The 21,106-nt window shown below is 49.7% G+C and carries 19 protein-coding genes, 1 tRNA gene, 1 other RNA gene and 2 pseudogenes; 14 read left to right on the plus strand and 9 right to left on the minus strand.

Translation table 11 applies throughout. The features are described from left to right. Positions 1-60 precede the first annotated feature (60 nt). Positions 61-166: antisense sRNA RprA (gene rprA, locus A31E_RS24045), an RNA gene on the minus strand. Between the two features lie 184 nt (positions 167-350). Then, complete coding sequence (gene ydiK / locus A31E_RS15640) at positions 351-1,463, minus strand: AI-2E family transporter YdiK (protein ID WP_016248667.1); 1,113 nt, start codon at positions 1,461-1,463, stop codon at positions 351-353. Positions 1,464-1,676: 213 nt separating this feature from the next. Between ydiK and A31E_RS15635 the strand changes: the two genes are divergently transcribed. From A31E_RS15635 to ldtE, 10 genes are all read left to right on the plus strand, one after another. Further along, a complete protein-coding gene (locus A31E_RS15635; protein ID WP_016248668.1) occupies positions 1,677-4,733 on the plus strand; it encodes a D-2-hydroxyglutarate dehydrogenase YdiJ in 3,057 nt (1,018 codons plus the stop codon). Then, on the plus strand, positions 4,730-5,140 hold the full coding sequence (gene menI, locus A31E_RS15630; protein ID WP_000637992.1) for a 1,4-dihydroxy-2-naphthoyl-CoA hydrolase: 411 nt from the start codon (positions 4,730-4,732) through the stop codon (positions 5,138-5,140). The genes A31E_RS15635 and menI overlap by 4 nt, the downstream gene beginning before the upstream one ends. Before the next feature lie 99 nt (positions 5,141-5,239). Beyond that, entirely contained in the window at positions 5,240-5,428 is a 189-nt protein-coding gene (locus A31E_RS15625) for a YdiH family protein (protein WP_001516321.1), read from the plus strand. A 550-nt stretch (positions 5,429-5,978) separates the two neighbouring features. Then, positions 5,979-6,347 carry a Fe-S cluster assembly scaffold SufA gene (gene sufA, locus A31E_RS15620; RefSeq protein WP_000367150.1) on the plus strand — a complete coding sequence of 123 codons (369 nt, stop codon included), beginning with the start codon at positions 5,979-5,981 and terminating at the stop codon, positions 6,345-6,347. An 8-nt stretch (positions 6,348-6,355) separates the two neighbouring features. Then, positions 6,356-7,843 (plus strand): Fe-S cluster assembly protein SufB, encoded by a 1,488-nt coding sequence (gene sufB, locus A31E_RS15615; protein ID WP_001516322.1) that lies wholly within the window; start codon positions 6,356-6,358, stop codon positions 7,841-7,843. A gap of 9 nt (positions 7,844-7,852) precedes the next feature. Then, the gene (gene sufC / locus A31E_RS15610) at positions 7,853-8,599 is read left to right on the plus strand and encodes a Fe-S cluster assembly ATPase SufC (RefSeq protein ID WP_016248669.1); all 747 of its coding nucleotides are present in this window, start codon (positions 7,853-7,855) and stop codon (positions 8,597-8,599) included. Further along, positions 8,574-9,845, plus strand: coding sequence for a Fe-S cluster assembly protein SufD (sufD, locus tag A31E_RS15605; RefSeq protein WP_000907679.1), 1,272 nt, complete (start codon positions 8,574-8,576; stop codon positions 9,843-9,845). Before sufC ends, sufD begins: the two co-directional genes overlap by 26 nt. Continuing rightward, complete coding sequence (gene sufS / locus A31E_RS15600; protein WP_000144599.1) at positions 9,842-11,062, plus strand: cysteine desulfurase SufS; 1,221 nt, start codon at positions 9,842-9,844, stop codon at positions 11,060-11,062. Before sufD ends, sufS begins: the two co-directional genes overlap by 4 nt. A 12-nt stretch (positions 11,063-11,074) precedes the next feature. After that, on the plus strand, positions 11,075-11,491 hold the full coding sequence (gene sufE / locus A31E_RS15595) for a cysteine desulfuration protein SufE (RefSeq protein WP_001516323.1): 417 nt from the start codon (positions 11,075-11,077) through the stop codon (positions 11,489-11,491). A gap of 148 nt (positions 11,492-11,639) precedes the next feature. Next, entirely contained in the window at positions 11,640-12,644 is a 1,005-nt protein-coding gene (gene ldtE / locus A31E_RS15590) for a L,D-transpeptidase LdtE (RefSeq protein WP_016248670.1), read from the plus strand. Between the two features lie 63 nt (positions 12,645-12,707). Here the strand turns inward: ldtE and lpp are convergent, their stop codons facing one another. The 3 genes from lpp to A31E_RS26385 form a co-directional block, all read right to left on the minus strand. After that, entirely contained in the window at positions 12,708-12,944 is a 237-nt protein-coding gene (gene lpp, locus A31E_RS15585; protein WP_000648420.1) for a murein lipoprotein Lpp, read from the minus strand. Between the two features lie 310 nt (positions 12,945-13,254). Then, positions 13,255-14,667, minus strand: a complete 1,413-nt coding sequence (pykF, locus tag A31E_RS15580) for a pyruvate kinase PykF (protein ID WP_000751442.1) — start codon at positions 14,665-14,667, stop codon at positions 13,255-13,257. 7 nt (positions 14,668-14,674) lie between these two features. Next, on the minus strand, positions 14,675-14,869 hold the full coding sequence (locus tag A31E_RS26385) for a protein YnhH (protein WP_242664678.1): 195 nt from the start codon (positions 14,867-14,869) through the stop codon (positions 14,675-14,677). A 338-nt stretch (positions 14,870-15,207) separates the two neighbouring features. On the opposite strand from A31E_RS26385, the gene fumD reads away from it, so the two are divergent. The 3 genes and pseudogenes from fumD to A31E_RS26060 form a co-directional block, all read left to right on the plus strand. Next, positions 15,208-15,417 carry a fumarate hydratase FumD gene (gene fumD / locus A31E_RS15575; RefSeq protein ID WP_000528337.1) on the plus strand — a complete coding sequence of 70 codons (210 nt, stop codon included), beginning with the start codon at positions 15,208-15,210 and terminating at the stop codon, positions 15,415-15,417. Positions 15,418-15,539: 122 nt separating this feature from the next. Beyond that, positions 15,540-15,608: pseudogene (locus tag A31E_RS26390) on the plus strand (hypothetical protein); the annotation flags it as partial. Between the two features lie 54 nt (positions 15,609-15,662). Further along, positions 15,663-15,809: pseudogene (locus A31E_RS26060) on the plus strand (hypothetical protein); the annotation flags it as partial. Between the two features lie 11 nt (positions 15,810-15,820). Here the strand turns inward: A31E_RS26060 and A31E_RS15570 are convergent. The 3 genes from A31E_RS15570 to A31E_RS15560 form a co-directional block, all read right to left on the minus strand. Next, the gene (locus A31E_RS15570; RefSeq protein WP_016248671.1) at positions 15,821-17,425 is read right to left on the minus strand and encodes an FAD-NAD(P)-binding protein; all 1,605 of its coding nucleotides are present in this window, start codon (positions 17,423-17,425) and stop codon (positions 15,821-15,823) included. A gap of 125 nt (positions 17,426-17,550) precedes the next feature. After that, positions 17,551-17,856: a monooxygenase gene (locus A31E_RS15565; protein ID WP_001516325.1), complete on the minus strand. Its 306-nt coding sequence runs from the start codon at positions 17,854-17,856 to the stop codon at positions 17,551-17,553. A 109-nt stretch (positions 17,857-17,965) separates the two neighbouring features. After that, positions 17,966-18,042 (minus strand) — tRNA-Val (locus A31E_RS15560). Between the two features lie 307 nt (positions 18,043-18,349). On the opposite strand from A31E_RS15560, the gene A31E_RS15555 reads away from it, so the two are divergent. Then, positions 18,350-19,606, plus strand: a complete 1,257-nt coding sequence (locus tag A31E_RS15555; RefSeq protein WP_016248672.1) for an AIDA repeat-containing protein — start codon at positions 18,350-18,352, stop codon at positions 19,604-19,606. A gap of 40 nt (positions 19,607-19,646) precedes the next feature. On the opposite strand, the gene mdtK is transcribed toward A31E_RS15555, so the two are convergent. Continuing rightward, on the minus strand, positions 19,647-21,020 hold the full coding sequence (gene mdtK, locus A31E_RS15550) for a multidrug efflux MATE transporter MdtK (RefSeq protein WP_001174974.1): 1,374 nt from the start codon (positions 21,018-21,020) through the stop codon (positions 19,647-19,649). Positions 21,021-21,106: the final 86 nt, after the last annotated feature.

The following is a 21,106-nucleotide window of genomic DNA, read 5'->3' on the forward strand; positions in this document are numbered from 1 at the left end:
CAGTATCTTGTGCAATATTCCTGGAGATATCGAGAGGCGAGTTGTTGGGGCGAAAAAGTGTTAAAAAAAAGCCCATCATGGGAGATGGGCAAAGACTACACACAGCAATTCGTTTTTCACTCAGGGGATTCCATGCTTATAAATCAATATGTTGATTTATAACCGTGAGCTAATAGTAGGCATACGGACTTTTTGCGTCGATCAGATTCGTCTCATTAGTTTAAAAACTGTAAAGGATTTGCGACAGGTAAGCGTTGCTGAATGGCAGTAAGCAAGAGGGTGAATGAAAAAAAGGAAATATTAATTAGCCCTGATTAACAATCAGGCGGCAAAGCCGCCTGATGAGAGATTTACTTATTCGTTTTTTCAATTTCGCCCAGTTCTTCGATAATTTCCTCCGGCTGGTCAGTCGGCGGCGGGACTTCTTCCACCCACGCGGCAAACAGACGCCAGGAAACAGCCAGAAGTACCGGACCAATAAACAAGCCGATCATACCGAAGGCAATCAAACCACCGATGACCCCGGAGAGGATGAGGATGAGCGGTAAATCTGCTCCCATGCGAATTAACATCGGGCGAATAACGTTATCCAGTGTGCCGACCACGCCACTCCACACTAACAATACCGTGCCCCAGGTGGTATCGCCGGTCCAGTAAAGCCAGATGATCGCCGGAATCAACACCGGCAACGGACCAAGCTGGACAAGGCAGGAGAGGATCATTAATACCGTCAGCAGCGTGGCGTAAGGAACGCCGGAAACGGCCAGACCGATCCCACCAAGAACGGCTTGTACTAACGCAGTCACCACAACGCCCAGCGCTACTGCGCGGATAGCCTGCGCCGCCAGCAGTACAGCGGCATCACCGCGAGCGCCTGCCAGACGAGTCGCAAAATGGCGAATACCTTGCGCTACCTGTTCACCGCGCCAGTACAACAGGGCGCTGAATAACAGCATCAGCGCACAATGCACCATAAAGCGACCAATATGTGCCGCTTGTCCGACGAACCAGGTGGTGGTGGTGCCAATATAAGGACGGACTTTCGCCATGATCGCCGTCCCCCCCATATCCAGCAAATTGTGCCAGCCTGCATACAGCTTCGCGCCAATCACCGGAATGGTATTAAGCCACGCTAAATCGGGTAACGCCATGTCACCGCTGGAAATGGCTTTAATTACCGGACCGCTGCCATCGACAATACTGTTAACCAGTAAGGCAATAGGGATGATAAACACCATCACCAACAACAGCGTCATTACCAGAACGGCGAGAGAGCGGCGGCCAAACATGATTTTTTGCAAACGTAACAATACCGGCCAGGTGGCGATAACCACCGTACCGGCCCATGCAAAGCCGAGAATAAAGGGTTGAACAATCCACAGACATGCCACAATCATGATGGCTAAAAACAGCACCGAAAGCAGAATTTGTGCGACATCCCTGGGCTGACGAACATTTACCATAACTACTTTTCACCTTTTTTGTGCGTCAAATCGTCGACGCGACGTGAACACGTGAAACTCACCTGCATAATGATGAGCAATTTCAGCGGTTTTTAACAGGCCGATTCTGCCCTTAATTCTGATGGGCGTGTAAGAAAAAAATGTGGTACAACAAGTGACATAACACGCAAACGATTAATCTCTCATCACAGACCGCAGGAAAGGGTCAATATAATGATTCCACAGATTTCCCAGGCACCCGGCGTCGTTCAACTGGTGCTTAATTTTTTGCAAGAGCTGGAGCAACAGGGTTTTACTGGCGATACGGCGACAAGTTATGCCGATCGTCTGACAATGTCGACCGACAACAGCATTTACCAACTTCTCCCCGATGCGGTGGTATTTCCACGTTCAACCGCAGATGTGGCGTTAATCGCCCGTCTGGCTGCGCAGGAACGCTATTCATCGCTGATCTTCACCCCACGCGGTGGTGGCACCGGCACTAACGGTCAGGCGCTCAACCAGGGGATTATTGTTGATATGTCTCGCCATATGAACCGCATCATCGAAATTAATCCTGAAGAGGGCTGGGTGCGCGTTGAAGCTGGGGTGATTAAAGATCAACTTAACCAGTATCTGAAACCGTTCGGATATTTCTTTGCACCGGAACTTTCGACCAGCAACCGGGCAACGCTTGGCGGGATGATTAATACCGATGCTTCCGGTCAGGGATCGCTGGTCTATGGCAAAACGTCAGATCACGTGCTGGGCGTGCGGGCGGTGTTGTTGGGGGGCGATATTCTCGATACGCAACCTTTACCCGTAGAACTGGCTGAAACGCTGGGTAAAACCAACACCGCTATCGGGCGTATCTATAAAACGGTTTATCAACGCTGCCGCCAGCAGCGGCAGTTAATTATCGACAAGTTCCCCAAACTTAACCGTTTTCTTACCGGTTACGATCTGCGCCATGTCTTTAACGATGAGATGACCGAGTTCGACCTGACTCGTATTCTGACGGGTTCAGAAGGGACGCTGGCCTTTATTACCGAAGCGCGACTGGATATTACTCGTTTGCCTAAAGTGCGCCGTCTGGTGAATGTCAAATATGACTCTTTTGACTCCGCGCTGCGTAATGCGCCGTTTATGGTTGAGGCGCGCGCGCTTTCAGTAGAGACGGTGGACTCTAAAGTGCTGAATCTGGCGCGGGAAGATATCGTCTGGCATTCCGTTAGCGAACTGATTACCGATGTGCCCGACAAAGAGATGCTCGGGCTGAACATTGTTGAATTTGCCGGGGACGATGAGGCGTTGATCGACGAGCGGGTAGACGCACTCTGTGCGCGGCTGGATGAGCTGATCGCCAGCCAGCAAGCGGGCGTGATCGGCTGGCAGGTGTGTCGTGAGCTGGCTGGAGTCGAGCGCATTTATGCGATGCGTAAAAAAGCTGTTGGCCTGCTTGGCAATGCTAAAGGGGCAGCCAAACCGATCCCATTTGCCGAAGATACCTGCGTACCGCCGGAACATCTGGCGGATTATATTGCTGAATTTCGCGCACTGCTCGACAGTCACGGTTTAAGCTATGGCATGTTTGGCCACGTCGATGCGGGGGTCTTGCACGTCCGTCCGGCGCTGGATATGTGCGATCCGCAACAAGAGATTTTGATGAAACAAATCTCTGATGACGTGGTGGCGCTTACCGCGAAATACGGTGGTTTGTTGTGGGGGGAGCACGGTAAAGGTTTTCGTGCCGAATACAGCCCGGCGTTTTTCGGTGAGGAACTTTTCGCTGAACTGCGCAAAGTTAAAGCGGCGTTTGATCCGCATAATCGGCTTAATCCGGGGAAAATTTGTCCGCCAGAAGGTATCGACGCGCCGATGATGAAAGTGGACGCGGTGAAACGCGGTACGTTTGACCGGCAGATCCCTATCGCAGTTCGTCAGCAGTGGCGCGGGGCAATGGAATGTAACGGCAACGGTTTATGCTTCAACTTTGATGCTCGTAGCCCAATGTGCCCGTCGATGAAGATAACCCAGAATCGTATCCATTCACCGAAAGGGCGCGCGACGCTGGTGCGCGAATGGTTGCGTTTGCTGGCTGACCGTGGTGTTGACCCATTAAAACTGGAACAAGAACTGCCTGAAACGCGAGCCAGTTTGCGCACGTTGATTGCCCGCACTCGTAATAGCTGGCATGCCAATAAAGGTGAGTATGACTTCTCCCACGAAGTCAAAGAGGCGATGTCTGGCTGCCTGGCCTGTAAAGCCTGTTCAACCCAGTGCCCTATCAAAATTGATGTGCCGGAGTTCCGCTCTCGTTTCCTGCAACTTTATCACACCCGTTATTTACGCCCGCTGCGTGACCATCTGGTGGCGACGGTCGAGAGTTATGCGCCGCTGATGGCGCGAGCGCCGAAGACGTTTAACTTCTTCATTAACCAACCGCTGGTGCGCAAACTGTCGAAAAAACATATCGGCATGGTCGACTTGCCGCTGCTTTCGGTGCCGTCGTTGCAACAACAAATGGTGGGGCATCGCTCGGCAAACATGACGCTGGAACAGCTTGAAGTGCTTAATGCTGAGCAGAAAGCACGCACGGTGCTGGTGGTGCAAGACCCTTTCACCAGTTATTACGATGCACAGGTGGTAGCGGATTTTGTCCGTCTGGTCGAGAAATTAGGTTTCCAGCCCGTGTTACTGCCGTTCTCACCAAATGGTAAAGCGCAGCATATCAAAGGCTTTCTCAATCGTTTTGCAAAGACAGCGAAAAAGACGGCGGATTTCCTCAACCGCATGGCGAAGCTGGGAATGCCAATGGTGGGCGTCGATCCAGCTCTGGTGCTTTGTTATCGCGACGAATATAAGCTGACGCTGGGCGAGGAGCGCGGTGATTTTCAGGTCTTACTGGCAAATGAATGGCTGGCAAACGCACTTCAGCCACAGCCGGTGGCAGCGGTTAGTGGCGAGCCGTGGTATTTCTTTGGCCACTGTACCGAAGTCACCGCCTTGCCGGGTGCGCCAGCGCAGTGGGCCACGATATTTGCCCGTTTTGGCGCGAAGCTGGAAAATGTCAGTGTGGGTTGCTGCGGCATGGCGGGGACTTACGGACATGAAGCGAAAAATCATAAAAATTCGCTCGGGATCTATGAGTTATCCTGGCATCAGGCGATGCAGCGACTGCCGCGTAATCGCTGCCTGGCAACCGGATATTCCTGCCGAAGCCAGGTAAAACGGGTTGAAGGCACGGGGGTACGCCATCCTGTGCAGGCATTACTGGAGATTATTAAATGATATGGAAACGTAAAATCACCCTTGAGGCGCTGAATGTCATGGGTGAAGGAAACATGGTGGGGTTACTGGATATTCGCTTTGAACATATTGGTGATGACACGCTGGAAGCGACAATGCCAGTAGATCAGCGGACGAAGCAGCCTTTTGGGTTGCTGCATGGCGGGGCGTCTGTGGTTCTGGCTGAGAGTATCGGTTCCGTTGCCGGTTATTTATGTACCGAAGGCGAGCAAAAAGTCGTTGGTCTGGAAATCAATGCCAACCATGTCCGGTCGGCGCGAGAAGGGCGGGTTCGCGGCGTTTGCAAACCGCTGCATCTCGGTTCAAGGCACCAGGTCTGGCAGATTGAAATCTTCGATGAGAAAGAGCGTTTGTGCTGCTCGTCACGATTGACGACCGCCATTTTGTGACGTTGTCACCAGAAAAATGTGACGCATATTGTTTTTGGTTATTATCTGCGCAGTAAACGGTGGTATACTGTGCAGGTCTTGTCTACAAACGAGGATGCTATGTCTACTCAACTTGATCCCACCCAACTGGCTATGGAATTTTTACGCCGTGACCAGAGCAATCTTTCTCCTGCCCAATATCTCAAACGACTGAAACAATTAGAACTTGAATTCGCTGACCTGCTCACACTCTCTTCTGCTGAATTAAAAGAAGAAATCTACTTCGCCTGGCGTCTGGGCGTGCATTGATTGTGGTGTAATGCCGAAAGCTCGCCAAATCGACCTGGATTAACCTCCGTCCAGGCTCGACGGCTTCCTTAATGCTGCTTATTTTACCCGCTTTATCTCGCTTAAAAAGAATACAAATCGCAGTTTGTGTTAAAACGGTGGCCTGGTCTTATGAGATTATTCTTATCGCCCCTTCAAGAGCTAAGCCACTGTGAGTGCCGGAGATAAGCGCCGGATGGGGTAGAAACCCTTAAGTCTGTGTCGAACAGACTTAAGGGTTTTCTTATTTCTGAACTCGCTACTTTTTTACCTATCCCTTAAATAGTCATTTTCGATACAACTTTTCCTTTTCCATCACCGCCTTAACTCTATTTCTATAATAATCATTATCTAACAATGAGATACCTAATTCTTAGCGTGCCTGTTAACCCACAAATCAGGGTCTATGCTTATTAAATGCAGGCAAAAAGCATGTTTTACGGGAAAGCCCCTGCGTTTGCTGGGTTGAACTGATAATCATTATCACTAACATGCTGTTATCCGCGGTAAGTGATTTAAGTGAGGTAAATCGATGGACATGCATTCAGGAACGTTTAATCCAGAGGATTTCGCCTGGCAAGGCTTAACGCTAACACCGGCAGCGGCAGCACACATCCGTGAGTTGGTGGCGAAGCAGTCGGGCATGGTCGGCGTGCGATTAGGTGTTAAACAAACGGGCTGTGCGGGCTTTGGCTATGTACTCGACAGCGTCAGCGAGCCGGACAAAGACGATCTGCTGTTTGAACACGACGGCGCGAAGTTGTTCGTCCCGCTGCAAGCGATGCCGTTTATTGATGGCACGGAAGTCGATTTCGTTCACGAAGGACTTAATCAGATATTCAAATTTCACAACCCGAAAGCCCAGAATGAATGTGGCTGTGGCGAAAGCTTTGGGGTATAGGCGGTACTATGTCTCGTAATACTGAAGCAACTGACGATGTCAAAACCTGGACCGGCGGCCCACTGAATTATAAAGAAGGATTCTTCACCCAGTTAGCCACTGATGAGCTGGCTAAGGGCATAAACGAAGAAGTGGTGCGCGCAATTTCGGCTAAGCGTAATGAGCCAGAATGGATGCTGGAATTTCGGCTCAATGCCTACCGCGCATGGCTGGAGATGGAAGAACCGCACTGGCTGAAAGGCCACTATGACAAGCTGAATTATCAGGATTACAGCTATTACTCGGCACCATCGTGCGGTAACTGTGATGATACTTGTGCGTCGGAACCTGGTGCCGTGCAACAAACGGGTGCGAACGCTTTTTTAAGTAAAGAGGTGGAAGCGGCATTTGAGCAGTTGGGCGTACCGGTGCGTGAAGGCAAAGAGGTGGCGGTGGATGCCATTTTCGATTCTGTTTCGGTTGCCACCACCTACCGTGAAAAACTGGCAGAGCAAGGGATCATCTTCTGCTCCTTTGGCGAAGCGATTCATGAACACCCGGAACTGGTGAGGAAATATCTCGGCACTGTGGTGCCAGGTAATGACAATTTCTTTGCCGCACTCAATGCGGCAGTAGCTTCCGACGGTACGTTTATTTATGTACCTAAAGGTGTGCGCTGCCCAATGGAACTTTCGACCTATTTCCGTATTAACGCGGAAAAAACCGGGCAGTTTGAGCGCACTATTCTGATAGCCGACGAAGACAGTTATGTCAGCTACATCGAAGGCTGCTCCGCACCAGTGCGAGATAGCTATCAGCTACACGCGGCGGTGGTGGAAGTCATCATCCATAAAAACGCCGAGGTGAAATATTCCACGGTGCAAAACTGGTTCCCAGGCGATAACAATACTGGCGGTATTCTCAACTTCGTCACCAAGCGCGCCTTGTGTGAAGGAGAAAACAGTAAAATGTCGTGGACGCAATCGGAAACCGGTTCAGCGATTACCTGGAAATACCCAAGCTGCATTCTGCGCGGCGATAACTCAATCGGTGAGTTCTACTCGGTGGCGCTGACCAGTGGCCATCAGCAGGCTGATACCGGCACCAAGATGATCCACATCGGTAAGAACACCAAATCGACCATTATCTCGAAAGGGATCTCCGCAGGGCACAGCCAGAACAGTTATCGCGGCCTGGTGAAAATCATGCCAACGGCAACCAATGCGCGCAATTTCACTCAGTGCGACTCAATGCTGATTGGCGCTAACTGCGGGGCGCATACTTTCCCGTATGTCGAGTGTCGCAATAACAGCGCGCAACTGGAGCACGAGGCGACTACGTCGCGCATTGGCGAAGATCAGTTGTTTTATTGCCTGCAACGCGGGATCAGTGAAGAGGACGCCATCTCGATGATTGTTAACGGTTTCTGCAAAGATGTGTTCTCTGAACTGCCGCTGGAATTTGCCGTTGAAGCACAAAAACTCCTCGCCATCAGTCTTGAACATAGCGTCGGATAAGGAATAAATATGTTAAGTATTAAAGATTTACACGTCAGCGTGGAAGATAAAGCTATCCTGCGCGGATTAAGCCTCGACGTTCGTCCAGGTGAAGTTCACGCCATTATGGGGCCAAACGGTTCGGGGAAAAGTACCTTATCGGCAACGCTTGCCGGGCGCGAAGATTATGAAGTGACGGGGGGGACGGTTGAGTTTAAAGGCAAAGATTTGCTTGAGTTGTCACCGGAAGATCGTGCAGGTGAAGGTATCTTTATGGCCTTCCAGTATCCGGTGGAAATCCCTGGCGTCAGTAACCAGTTTTTCCTGCAAACGGCGCTCAATGCGGTGCGCAGCTATCGCGGCCAGGAAATACTCGACCGCTTCGATTTTCAGGATTTGATGGAAGAGAAAATCGCCCTGCTGAAAATGCCGGAAGATTTATTAACCCGTTCGGTTAACGTTGGGTTTTCCGGGGGCGAGAAAAAGCGCAACGATATTTTGCAAATGGCCGTGCTGGAGCCGGAACTGTGTATTCTTGATGAGTCGGACTCCGGGCTGGATATTGACGCATTAAAAGTGGTTGCTGATGGTGTGAACTCGCTGCGTGATGGCAAACGCTCGTTCATCATCGTTACGCATTACCAGCGCATTCTTGATTACATCAAACCTGATTATGTCCATGTTTTGTATCAGGGGCGAATTGTGAAATCCGGTGATTTCACGTTGGTCAAACAACTGGAGGAGCAGGGTTATGGCTGGCTTAGCGAACAGCAGTAACATGCTGCAACAGTGGCATCACTTGTTTGAGGTCGGAGGGGCGAAACGCTCCCCGCAAGCACAGCAGCATTTACAACAACTGCTGCGTACCGGACTGCCGACACGTAAACATGAGCACTGGAAATATACGCCACTGGAAGGACTGACCAATAGCCAGTTTGTCAGCATTGCGGGTGAGATATCCCCGCAACAGCGAGATGCTTTAGCACTCACTTTAGACGCCGTGCGGCTGGTGTTTGTCGATGGACGCTACGTGCCATCACTTAGCGATACGACCGAAGGCAGCGGCTATGAGGTGAGTATTAACGACGAACGTCAGGGACTGCCTGATGCCATACAGCCGGAAGTGTTTCTGCATCTGACGGAAAGCCTGGCACAAAGCGTGACACATATTGCCGTGAAGCGCGGTCAACGGCCCGCGAAGCCATTGCTGTTAATGCATATTACCCAGGGCGTGGCAGGTGAAGAAGTGAACACCGCCCACTATCGGCATCATCTGGATCTGGCGGAAGGTGCCGAAGCCACGGTGATTGAACATTTTGTCAGCCTGAATGACGCTCGTCATTTTACCGGAGCGCGGTTCACTATCAACGTTGCCGCGAACGCCCACTTGCAGCATATCAAGCTCGCGTTTGAAAATCCTGTAAGCCACCACTTTGCACATAACGATTTGCTGCTGGCGGGCGATGCCACCGCATTTAGCCACAGTTTCCTGCTTGGTGGCGCTGTTTTACGCCATAACACCAGTACGCAACTCAATGGCGAAAACAGCACGTTACGTATTAATAGCCTGGCGATGCCGGTGAAAAACGAGGTATGTGATACCCGCACCTGGCTTGAACATAATAAAGGGTTTTGTAACAGCCGTCAGTTGCACAAAACCATCGTCAGCGACAAAGGGCGCGCGGTATTTAATGGTTTGATTAACGTCGCGCAGCACGCCATTAAAACTGACGGCCAGATGACCAACAATAATCTGTTGATGGGCAAGCTGGCGGAAGTGGATACCAAACCGCAACTGGAAATCTATGCTGATGATGTGAAATGTAGCCACGGCGCAACGGTCGGGCGCATCAATGACGAACAGATGTTCTATCTGCGTTCGCGCGGGATCAATCAGCAGGATGCCCTGCAGATGATTATCTACGCCTTTGCTGCTGAACTGACAGAAGCATTGCGTGATGAGGGGCTTAAACAGCAGGTGCTGGCCCGTATCGGTCAACGGCTGCCGGGAGGTGCAAGATGACTTTTTCCGTCGACAAAGTGCGGGCTGACTTTCCGGTGCTTTCGCGTGAGGTGAACGGTCTGCCGCTGGCTTATCTCGACAGCGCCGCCAGCGCGCAGAAACCGAGCCAGGTGATTGACGCTGAAGCCGGGTTCTATCGTCACGGCTATGCGGCGGTGCATCGCGGTATTCATACGTTGAGCGCCCAGGCGACCGAGAAAATGGAGAACGTACGCAAGCGGGCGTCGCTGTTTATCAATGCCCGCTCGGCGGAAGAACTGGTGTTCGTTCGCGGTACAACGGAAGGCATCAATCTGGTGGCCAATAGCTGGGGCAACAGCAACGTGCGGGCGGGCGATAACATCATTATCAGTCAGATGGAGCACCACGCTAACATCGTTCCCTGGCAAATGCTTTGTGCGCGCGTTGGTGCAGAGTTGCGGGTGATCCCCCTCAACCCCGATGGTACGCTGCAACTGGAGACGCTGCCTAATCTGTTCGATGAGAAAACCCGCCTGCTGGCGATTACTCACGTGTCTAATGTGCTGGGGACGGAAAATCCGCTACCGGAAATGATTGCTCTTGCGCATCAGCATGGCGCAAAAGTGCTGGTGGATGGCGCTCAGGCAGTGATGCATCATCCGGTGGATATGCAGGCGCTGGATTGCGATTTCTACGTTTTCTCCGGGCATAAACTGTACGGTCCCACCGGGATTGGCATTCTTTATGTTAAAGAAGCCTTGTTGCAGGAGATGCCGCCGTGGGAAGGGGGCGGATCAATGATCGCCACCGTTAGTCTTAGCGAAGGCACCACCTGGGCCAAAGCGCCGTGGCGGTTTGAAGCAGGTACGCCCAATACCGGCGGCATTATTGGACTTGGCGCGGCGCTGGAATATGTTTCGGCGCTGGGGCTTAAGCACATTGCTGAGTATGAACAGAATCTGATGCATTACGCGCTGTCACAACTGGCAGCAGTGCCGGATCTTACTCTCTATGGCCCACAGAACAGACTTGGCGTTATTGCCTTTAATCTCGGTAAACATCATGCCTATGACGTCGGCAGTTTTCTTGATAACTATGGCATTGCTGTGCGTACCGGTCATCACTGCGCGATGCCATTAATGGCGTATTACAACGTACCCGCTATGTGTCGGGCATCGTTGGCTATGTATAACACCCATGAAGAAGTGGATCGTCTGGTAACAGGATTACAACGTATTCACCGTCTGCTGGGATAACAGGGAGGCTCTATGGCTGTGTTGCCAGATAAAGAAAAATTGCTGCGTAATTTTTTACGTTGCACCAACTGGGAAGAAAAATACCTCTACATTATTGAGCTGGGCCAGCGTCTGCCTGAATTACGTGACGAAGACAGAAGCCCGCAAAATAGCATTCAGGGCTGCCAGAGTCAGGTGTGGATTGTGATGCGTCAGAATGCGCAGGGAATTATTGAATTACAGGGCGACAGCGATGCCGCCATTGTGAAAGGGCTTATCGCGGTCGTCTTTATTCTCTACGACCAGATGACGCCGCAGGATATTATTAATTTTGACGTGCGTCCGTGGTTTGAAAAAATGGCGCTCACCCAACATCTCACCCCGTCTCGCTCACAAGGTCTGGAAGCGATGATTCGTGCAATTCGCGCCAAAGCCGCTGCACTTAGCTAAACTAAAAGAACAGCTTTCATCCGGATGACTCACATTGCCGGATGGTCGATGTTTACTCTGGCCAGCACAGGAGTGTTTTGGCTTCAGGTAAGCAAAAGCACCATCCGACGTCTCAGCGTGAGTCTCCGGCAAATACAGGAGGTTTACAATGAAACGCGCGTCTCTGCTTACACTGACTCTTATCGGTGCTTTTAGCGCCATCCACGCGGCCTGGGCGATAGATTATCCGCTTCCACCAACCGGAAGCCGACTGGTTGGGCAGAATCAAACCTATACGGTTCAAGAGGGGGATAAAAACCTTCAGGCTATCGCACGACGTTTTGATACTGCGGCAATGTTGATCCTTGAAGCCAATAACACCATTGCACCAGTACCAAAACCTGGCACGATGATAACCATCCCTTCGCAATTGTTATTACCTGATGCGCCGCGTCAGGGAATTATTGTTAACCTTGCTGAGCTGCGACTTTATTATTATCCGCCGGGAGAAAATATCGTACAGGTCTACCCGATAGGAATTGGTTTGCAGGGACTGGAAACGCCGGTGATGGAAACACGGGTAGGGCAAAAAATCCCGAATCCTACCTGGACGCCAACTGCAGGTATTCGTCAACGCTCACTGGAGCGAGGCATCAAATTACCGCCAGTTGTACCCGCCGGGCCAAATAACCCACTAGGACGCTACGCACTGCGCCTGGCGCATGGTAATGGCGAGTATCTCATTCATGGCACCAGCGCGCCGGACAGCGTTGGTTTGCGCGTCAGTTCGGGCTGTATTCGTATGAATGCGCCGGATATTAAAGCGTTGTTCTCCAGCGTGAGAACGGGAACGCCGGTTAAAGTGATCAATGAGCCGGTGAAATACTCCGTAGAACCGAACGGAATGCGTTATGTGGAAGTGCATCGACCGCTATCGGCAGAGGAACAGCAGAACGTTCAGACGATGCCGTATAAACTGCCCATTGGTTTTACACAATTCAAAGATAATAAGGCGGTAGATCAGACGCTAGTTGATAAAGCATTATATCGTCGGGCAGGGTATCCGGTTGCGGTGAGCAACGGAGCGACGCCCGCAGCCAGCAATGCGTCCGCAGTTGAGTCAGCGCAGAATGGCGAGCCTGAGCAGGGAAATATGTTACGCGCGATGCAATAGCAGTCATTAGCAGGCAAAAAAAATGGCGCACAATGTGCGCCATTTTTCACTTCACAGGTACTATTACTTGCGGTATTTAGTAGCCATGTTGTCCAGACGCTGGTTAGCACGAGCTGCGTCATCTTTAGCAGCCTGAACGTCGGAACGCATTGCGTTCACGTCGTTGCTCAGCTGGTCAACTTTAGCGTTCAGAGTCTGAACGTCAGAAGACAGCTGATCGATTTTAGCGTTGCTGGAGCAACCTGCCAGCAGAGTAGAACCCAGGATTACCGCGCCCAGTACCAGTTTAGTAGCTTTCATTATTAATACCCTCTAGATTGAGTTAATCTCCATGTAGCGTTACAAGTATTACACAAACTTTTTTATGTTGAGAATATTTTTTTGATGGGAAGGCACTTATTTTTGATCGTTCGCTCAAAGAAGCATCGAACGCTGGGTTTTAGATAAAAAAATTGAGAGAAAACAGGATGCTTCCATCGGATTCATCTTAGATAAAGTGAGATTATATAGTGAAATCCGATTTGATTTTTTATTGTTTCTGATTATCGATTAAATAAAAAAAGCGCCCATCAGGGCGCTTCGATATACAAATTAATTCACAAAAGCAATATTACAGGACGTGAACAGATGCAGTGTTGGTAGTGCCGCTCGGGACAAGTGCGCCAGAAACCATTACTACAACGTCGCCTTTGTGCGCCAGACCGCTCTGCAGAGCCAGTTCTTTACCCAGACGATAGAAATCATCAGTAGAGGTGATTTCTTTAACCAGTTGCGGTACAACGCCTTTGCTCAACACTAATTGATGTGCAGTTTTTTCATTAGTGGTCAGGGCCAGGATAGTTGCATCCGGGAAGTATTTACGCACTGCACGAGCAGATTTACCGCCCTGGGTTGCGACGACGATCAGCGGAGCATCCAGTTTTTCAGCCGTTTCAACCGCGCCACGGCAAACCGCTTCGGTAATGCGTAGTTTACGGTTATCGTTGTTGAACTCGAGACGGCTGTTCATCACGCGGTCAGTACGTTCGCAAATGGTTGCCATGATAGAAACAGCTTCCAGCGGGTATTTACCTTTTGCGGATTCACCAGACAGCATGACTGCGTCAGTACCGTCAAGGATGGCGTTCGCGACGTCACCGGCTTCTGCACGGGTAGGACGCGGGTTTTTGATCATAGAATCCAGCATCTGGGTCGCAGTAATAACGACTTTACGTGCACGGATACATTTTTCGATCATCATCTTCTGGGCGAAGATAACTTCTTCAACCGGGATTTCTACGCCCAGGTCACCACGTGCAACCATGATGCCGTCAGAGGCTTCGAGAATTTCGTCGAAGTTGTTGAGGCCTTCCTGGTTTTCGATTTTGGAGATGATTTGGATGTTTTCGCCACCGTGCGCTTTCAGATGTTCACGGATTTCGATAACGTCAGAACGCTTACGGATAAAGGAAGCTGCAACAAAGTCTACACCTTGTTCGCAACCGAAGATCAGATCCTGTTTGTCTTTTTCGGCCAGTGCCGGCAGGGCAATAGAAACACCCGGCAGGTTCACACCTTTGTTTTCGCCCAGGTCACCGTTGTTCAGTACTTTACAGATAACTTTGTTACCTTCGATAGCGGTAACTTCCATACCGATCAGACCATCGTCAACCAGCACGGTGTTGCCGACGGACAGGTCGGTAGTGAAACCTTCATAAGTTACCGCAACCATTTCGCTGTTGCCGATAACAGATTTGTCAGTGGTGAAAGTAAAGGTCTGGCCTGCTTTCAGAGAAACGTCATTACCGCCTTCCAGTTTCATGGTGCGGATTTCCGGACCTTTGGTATCGAGCAGGATAGCGGCAGTTTTGCCTGTTTTGCTCATCACGTTGCGCAGATTCTGAATGCGCTGACCGTGTTCTGCATAGTCACCATGAGAGAAGTTCAGACGCATGACGTTCATGCCTGCGTCCAGCATTTTAGCTAACATCTCTTCAGATTCGGTTTTTGGTCCGATGGTGCAAACAATTTTGGTCTTTTTCATGACAGTCTTAGTCTTTAAGTTGAGAAGGATAGGAGAAACTTGCTTTCTGGGCGCACTGCCGGAAAGCGAATCCGGTATTACGAAAGTGATGATGCCTCGCTCTAAGGATAGGTGACATCGAAAAAGCGTGCAGAGGAATGTGTGCTTGTGTCTCAGCCCAACGTGAGTGCCTGTTTTTGAGTCGTTGAGTTCTACAGTCCAAAGTGCTGAAACCATTCAAGAGTCAATTGGCGCGCATTATACGCTGAATTTAATCCAAAAGGAAAACAAAAACAGCGTTTCAAAAAACAATCATCCATATTCACAATAAATTGTTATCAAAGATTTAACGTCCTCAGAAAGAGATTACGCAAAAACATCACTGTTTGCGCAACGTGAAAACGATAGCTGGAGAGAGAAGGTCTGCTGGCGCAAAGTCATACCATTCAACTGATACAATTAAAATAATTTATCGGGTTATTTGTTTGATTTTGTTTGTTTTTTGTTTAATTGATGAGATTGATATATGCTGATGACTGGCATGATAAATGGGTATGAATAATGGGCAACCGGACAAAAGATGACGAGCTGTACCGCGAAATGTGCAGAGTGGTAGGGAAGGTGGTTCTGGAGATGCGCGATTTGGGGCAGGAGCCAAAGCACATAGTCATCGCTGGTGTGTTGCGTACAGCATTAGCAAATAAACGTATTCAGCGTAGCGAATTGGAAAAGCAAGCGATGGAAACAGTTATTAACGCACTGGTGAAATAATTGTTCGGGGATGGAGTGCAATACTTCATCCTCTATTATTTTATTGCTCTATGAGGATTTGTTTTAAGAAAGGTATAAAAGGGAATTATCATAATTTCGATATGTATTTTAATTTATAGCGTATTGGCTGTAGTGCCTGTACTACGGCATGTCCGTGGATGATGGCCACCGTAAATACCAAAAGTAAAAAATAACCGAGTGGAAAGATATTACTGTGTGAGTCTTGCAAAGGAAAAATCATGGCTAATATTCTCGGTCCAGGTTGCAGCGCCGTGCTGGCATATCATGACGGCGAAAGAGTGCGCTTTGCCGTCGCCGTTGAAGGCGAAAATAATATTTGTGCCGGAGTTCGCTATCGTCTCAATGAGCAACATCAGTTTGTTGAGTGCTGATAACTTTACCTTTAATCAAACGTAAGACGCCGGCGTGAACGGGAAGCAGGCTTTGCGATGGCCTGTGCCATAGCCTTGCCAATTTCTGCACAAGCCGTAAGCCCCTGAACGAAAGGCTGGTCGTGCATCAGCCAGGGTAACGCGCCGAATGCCACGCGCCCCCGTAATTCTTCAGGCTGCTGTAACGAATAATCTTCACCAACATCAGGGATTTCCTCGCCTGTTTTCTGCAACTGTTCGCGCAGCCCAGGGAAAGGAATATCTTGTACTTTGAGTGGACGTTGACCCCGGGCATCAATAAAAACATCAAACGAGTAGCTGTTGTCTGCTGTTTTCAGAACGGTGTGCGTTTCGTTGGTTTCCATCTCGTAGTCCTCACCAAGGGCGAGAATATGAATGATCCCCGCCTCGCGCAAGGCCAGCAGGCGACGAATAGATTCTGAAGGGATTGCCGCATAATTATCGATAAAGACTCTGGCAAGTCCTTTACTGAATCGTTTATGGTCGTGTTCATTCAGATGTGGCACAATTTCCTGTACGGCTTCATGCAAACGCAGAATGGCATAACGCCAGGGGACAGTATGTTTTTCCCGTTTATTTTGCTCGACTTCGGCTAAGTTCTCTTCCGCCCAGCCAAAAGGATCATGTTGTTTACGCTCGGCAAACCAGGCTTGAGCAAAGGTATCTACATTGAGGCTCTCTAACGCTATACGTTGACTCCAGTCAGGATCGGCAGAACTAATTTCTTGTTGTATCAATTTGAATACCCGATCCAACAGACCGTCTGCACCTTTTTCTATTTCTCTATTTAAAGCCTGTTCTGTGACGATGCGTAATGGTTTGTAGGGGATAGGGCAATAGAAATCGGCTTCCGGCAAAATACCTGTACGGGACATCAACGTAATATGCAGATTTTCACTGTTACTATCGCGTTGAAAGCTAACGTGTTGATTATCTTCTTCAATAAACGAACCGTGCTGAATGGCAACCGCCATTGCTGCATCCAGTCCGCTCAAGGATGTGCCTATAATGCCGACGTTACAGGCATCAATTTTCGCTTCCAGTAATCCTGACCACGGGCTGGGGAAATACTTTCGGGTGGCTTCTTCTTCATCAGGCCAGACGTGACCGGTAGCTATCAGCGCTAAATCAAACGTCTCTGTGAGTAGATCCTGATTTGTGGCAAGAATGACACCGGAGTCTGTGACCTGCAGATCGGTCACCTGACATGATTCATACACGTTTATCTCAAAATTCAACTGCCGGGCTTGTTCAACTAATTGTAAAAAGCAATTGCGAAAATACTCACCCAGCAGAATACGCGGTAAAAACTGGCGATCGTGCAAGGTATCTTTTTTAACGCCGTAACGTTGCAGGTGACTGGCCTCTTGCCTTTGTAACCATTCCAGATAAGTACAATAAATCGGTGGTATTTCAATACTGGCAATATTTGCCAGCATAATTTTAGAATTTTCTTCATCGCTGTACGGCATACCGACACCGGCTTCGTCGGCCTGCTCGAAGATGGAAATAGAAAGCGGCGTTTGTTGTTGTAAAAGTGAGAAGAAAGTATAAATCCCTGTTGGTCCGGCACCCACAATGGCGATTTTTTTCATTGTTACTTACCTGTGTGCATTCTTTCGAATTTAGCGTTATCAGATAAGTTTGGTTGAAATCTATATAAAATGAGAAATTTCAGACAGGGATGAAAAGGGCGCTAACCGCCCTTCATTAAGATCTGTCAGGCGAGTTTTGCCTGATTGATGTGACTCAGTGGCTCATTGACATCGAAAACTTTGGCAATAACTTCATCGACACCGAGATTTTTCAGGCGAGCTGTATGTTTGTCCAGATAGGCAAGAGCGCTTTTTTCATCAGCAAAGAGATAGATGCCACCGGCTTCGTGGTTCTTTTCACTTTCCGTCCACACCTTCCACAGAAAACCGGGTTCCTGATTAATCGACTCGGCAAGCGGTTTAAGCTGTTCGGCCATTTCATTGCCAAAGGGACCATTAAATGAAAAGTGAAGCTGTAACAAAGTCGCCATCGTTATTCTCCTTCTGATAACACATACGAAAATAGTGTAAATCTTTTAACGTATTGGATACAGAGAATAAATAAGGGAATAAAAATGAGGAGACCAGACTAAGAAAATCTGGTGCGTCCGAGTGGACTCGAACCACCGACCCCCACCATGTCAAGGTGGTGCTCTAACCAACTGAGCTATGAACGCAACGTTGTAGGTGACAACGGGGACGAATATTAGCGGCAGAGTGGAAAGGTGGCAAGAGGTAAAACGTAATTTTCTGCATCATTTCGACCGTTTGCAGAGCTTTTAAGCAAATTGTCTATATTTTGTTGATTTTAAAGGGCGGTTTTTGTTCAGAGTCATATTTACATCTGACACAGTCAATGGCCTCGCGCATCAGGATGTAAACCGTGCCGTTTGCCTCCATATCAATTCTGGCGTGGATAAATCCTTCGTAGCCTTTACACTTAGGTGGTGATAAGGGCACACAGATGCAGCAAAGGAATAAATCATGGGATCTGATGAAAAAAATTTGATGAGCGACGGGAACGTGCAAATTGTTAAGACAGGCGAGGTCGTCGGTGCGACTCAACTTACGGACGGTGAGTTGATTATTGAGGCTGGCGGAAGGGCAGAAAACACCATAGTGACTGGTGCGGGCTGGCTGAAAGTGGAAGCAGGCGGGATCGCCAGGGGGGCACAGTACGGCAACAATGGCACGTTATCAGTCAGTGACGGGGCCATTGCCACAGATATTGTTCAGTCCGACGGTGGAGCAATTAGCCTTTCAACGCTCGCCACTGTTAATGGCCGCCATCCTGAAGGTGAATTTAGCGTTGATCAGGGCTATGCCTGCGGTTTGTTGCTGGAGAACGGCGGTAACTTGCGCGTACTGGAAGGTCATCGGGCAGAAAAAATCATTCTCGATCAGGCTGGTGGTTTGTTGGTTAACGGAACAACTTCATCTGCAATAGTGGATGAAGGCGGTGAATTGTTGGTTTACCCAGGTGGAGAAGCTTCCAACAGTATGATTAACCAGGGCGGTGTCTTTATGCTGGCGGGGAAAGCCAGCGATACGACACTTGTGGGCGGTGCCATGAATAATCTTGGTGGAGAAGACATCCACACCCTGGTTGAGAATAGCGCCGTTTATCGCCTGGGGACGGACGGTCTACAGCTCTACAGTTCCGGTAAGGCTAAAGATTTGGCGGTGAATACGGGAGGACGGGCTGAAATTCATGCGGGGACGGTGGAAAATGTGGTGGTGAAAGGTGGCACGATGATTGTTATGTCTCCCACCAGCGCGGACGATAAATTTGTAGTGGAAGAGGATTGTGCGCCAGTTGAACTGATGGGTAACGTCGCCGTACAAGAAAGTAGCTCTTTGATTATTGGTTATGGTGCCGATTTACAGCAGTCAACGGTTACGGTACAGCAGGGGGGCGTGTTAATCCTCGATGGTAGCACGGTGAAGGGTGACGGTGTCACTTTTCGTATTGGAGAGTTAAAGCTTGACGGTGGAAAAGTGTGGCTGATCACGGCGGCAGCAACGCATGTACAACTGAAAGCGAAAAGCCTGCGCGGAGAAGGAACGATCTGCCTGCAAACCAGTGCGAAAGAGATTTCGCCTGACTCTATCAGTGTGAAAGGGGAAGTTAGCGGTGATATTCACGTTGAGATAACGGATGCCAGTCGGCAACCTGTCTGTAGCGCGCTTAAACTTCAGCCAGACGAAGACGGGATTGGCGCAACGCTCCGGCCTGCATGAAAACAAAGGCGCAACCCGCGAAGGTTGCGCCTTGTCTTTATTAACGAGCGGCTCGTTGCAGAATAATGGCTGACGGTAAACGTTGCAGAAAACGCATACGCAGCATCATCATAATGGCAGCAGAAGTCAGGCCGATAATAAAACCGATCCAGAAGCCTGCTGGCCCCATTGGTTCAACCACCAGATCGGTCAGAGCCAGAATGTAGCCGCTCGGCAAACCCAGCACCCAGTAAGCCGTAAAGGTGATATAGAAAATGGAACGCGTATCTTTATAACCACGCAAAATCCCACTGCCGATCACCTGTATGGAGTCAGAAATCTGATACACTGCTGCCAGTAACATCAAGTGAGCAGCCAGCGTCACAACCTCTGGGTTATCGTTATACAACAGGGCGATTTGCTCCCGCAGTGAAATCGTGAAAATTGCGGTCAGAGTCGCCATACAAACGCCAACCATAAGCCCTGTCCGTGCGGCTGTTTGTGCATCCAGCGTCGAACCCTGGCCCAGACGATAACCTACGCGGATGGTTACCGCTGCAGCCAGTGACATTGGAAGAACGAACATCAACGAACTGAAGTTCAGTGCAATCTGGTGGCCTGCCACATCGACAATACCGAGTGGGGATACCAACAGCGCCACCACAGCAAACAGCGTCACTTCAAAGAACAGCGCCAGCGCGATAGGAAGACCAAGTTGCACCAGGCGTTTCATGGCGGCTGGATCCGGTTTAGCGGTGCCTTTTTCGTTGCGGATATCGCGCATGGAGCGGGCACGTTTAATATAAGAAACCATAGCGAGGAACATCACCCAATACACAGCCGCAGTCGCCACACCACAGCCGACGCCACCGAGTTCTGGCATCCCAAAATGACCATAAATAAAGATATAGTTCACTGGAATGTTCACCAACAGGCCAATAAAACCCATCACCATCCCAGGTTTGGTTTTTGCCAGACCTTCACACTGGTTACGTGCGACCTGGAAGAATAGATAGCCCGGTGCGCCCCACAACAGTGCTCGCAGATAACCTACCGCTTTATCAGCGAGCGCCGGATCGATATTTTGCATGGAGCGGATGATATAACCCGCATTCCACAGTACCACCATAATGAGCACTGAAACGAAACCGGCAAGCCAGAAACCTTGTCGCACCTGGTGCGCAATGCGCTCACGGCGACCAGAACCATTTAATTGCGCGATAACCGGCGTTAATGCCAGTAGCAGTCCGTGGCCAAAGAGGATGGCCGGAAGCCAGATTGACGTACCGATAGCCACCGCCGCCATGTCGGTGGCACTATAGCCGCCCGCCATCACGGTATCGACAAAACCCATTGCGGTTTGGGCGATTTGCGCGAGAATCACCGGGATTGCTAATGCTAATAACAGACGCGCTTCACTGATATACTTCTGCACGTGAACACCTTTTATATTGTTGTTATATGAGAGACTAAAAAGCCGCCTGAATGGGCAGCAAAAAGAAGAAGCAGGGGAAATTCAGT

It is taken from the genome of Escherichia sp. KTE159 (assembly GCF_000408805.1).
Lineage (GTDB): Bacteria > Pseudomonadota > Gammaproteobacteria > Enterobacterales > Enterobacteriaceae > Escherichia > Escherichia marmotae.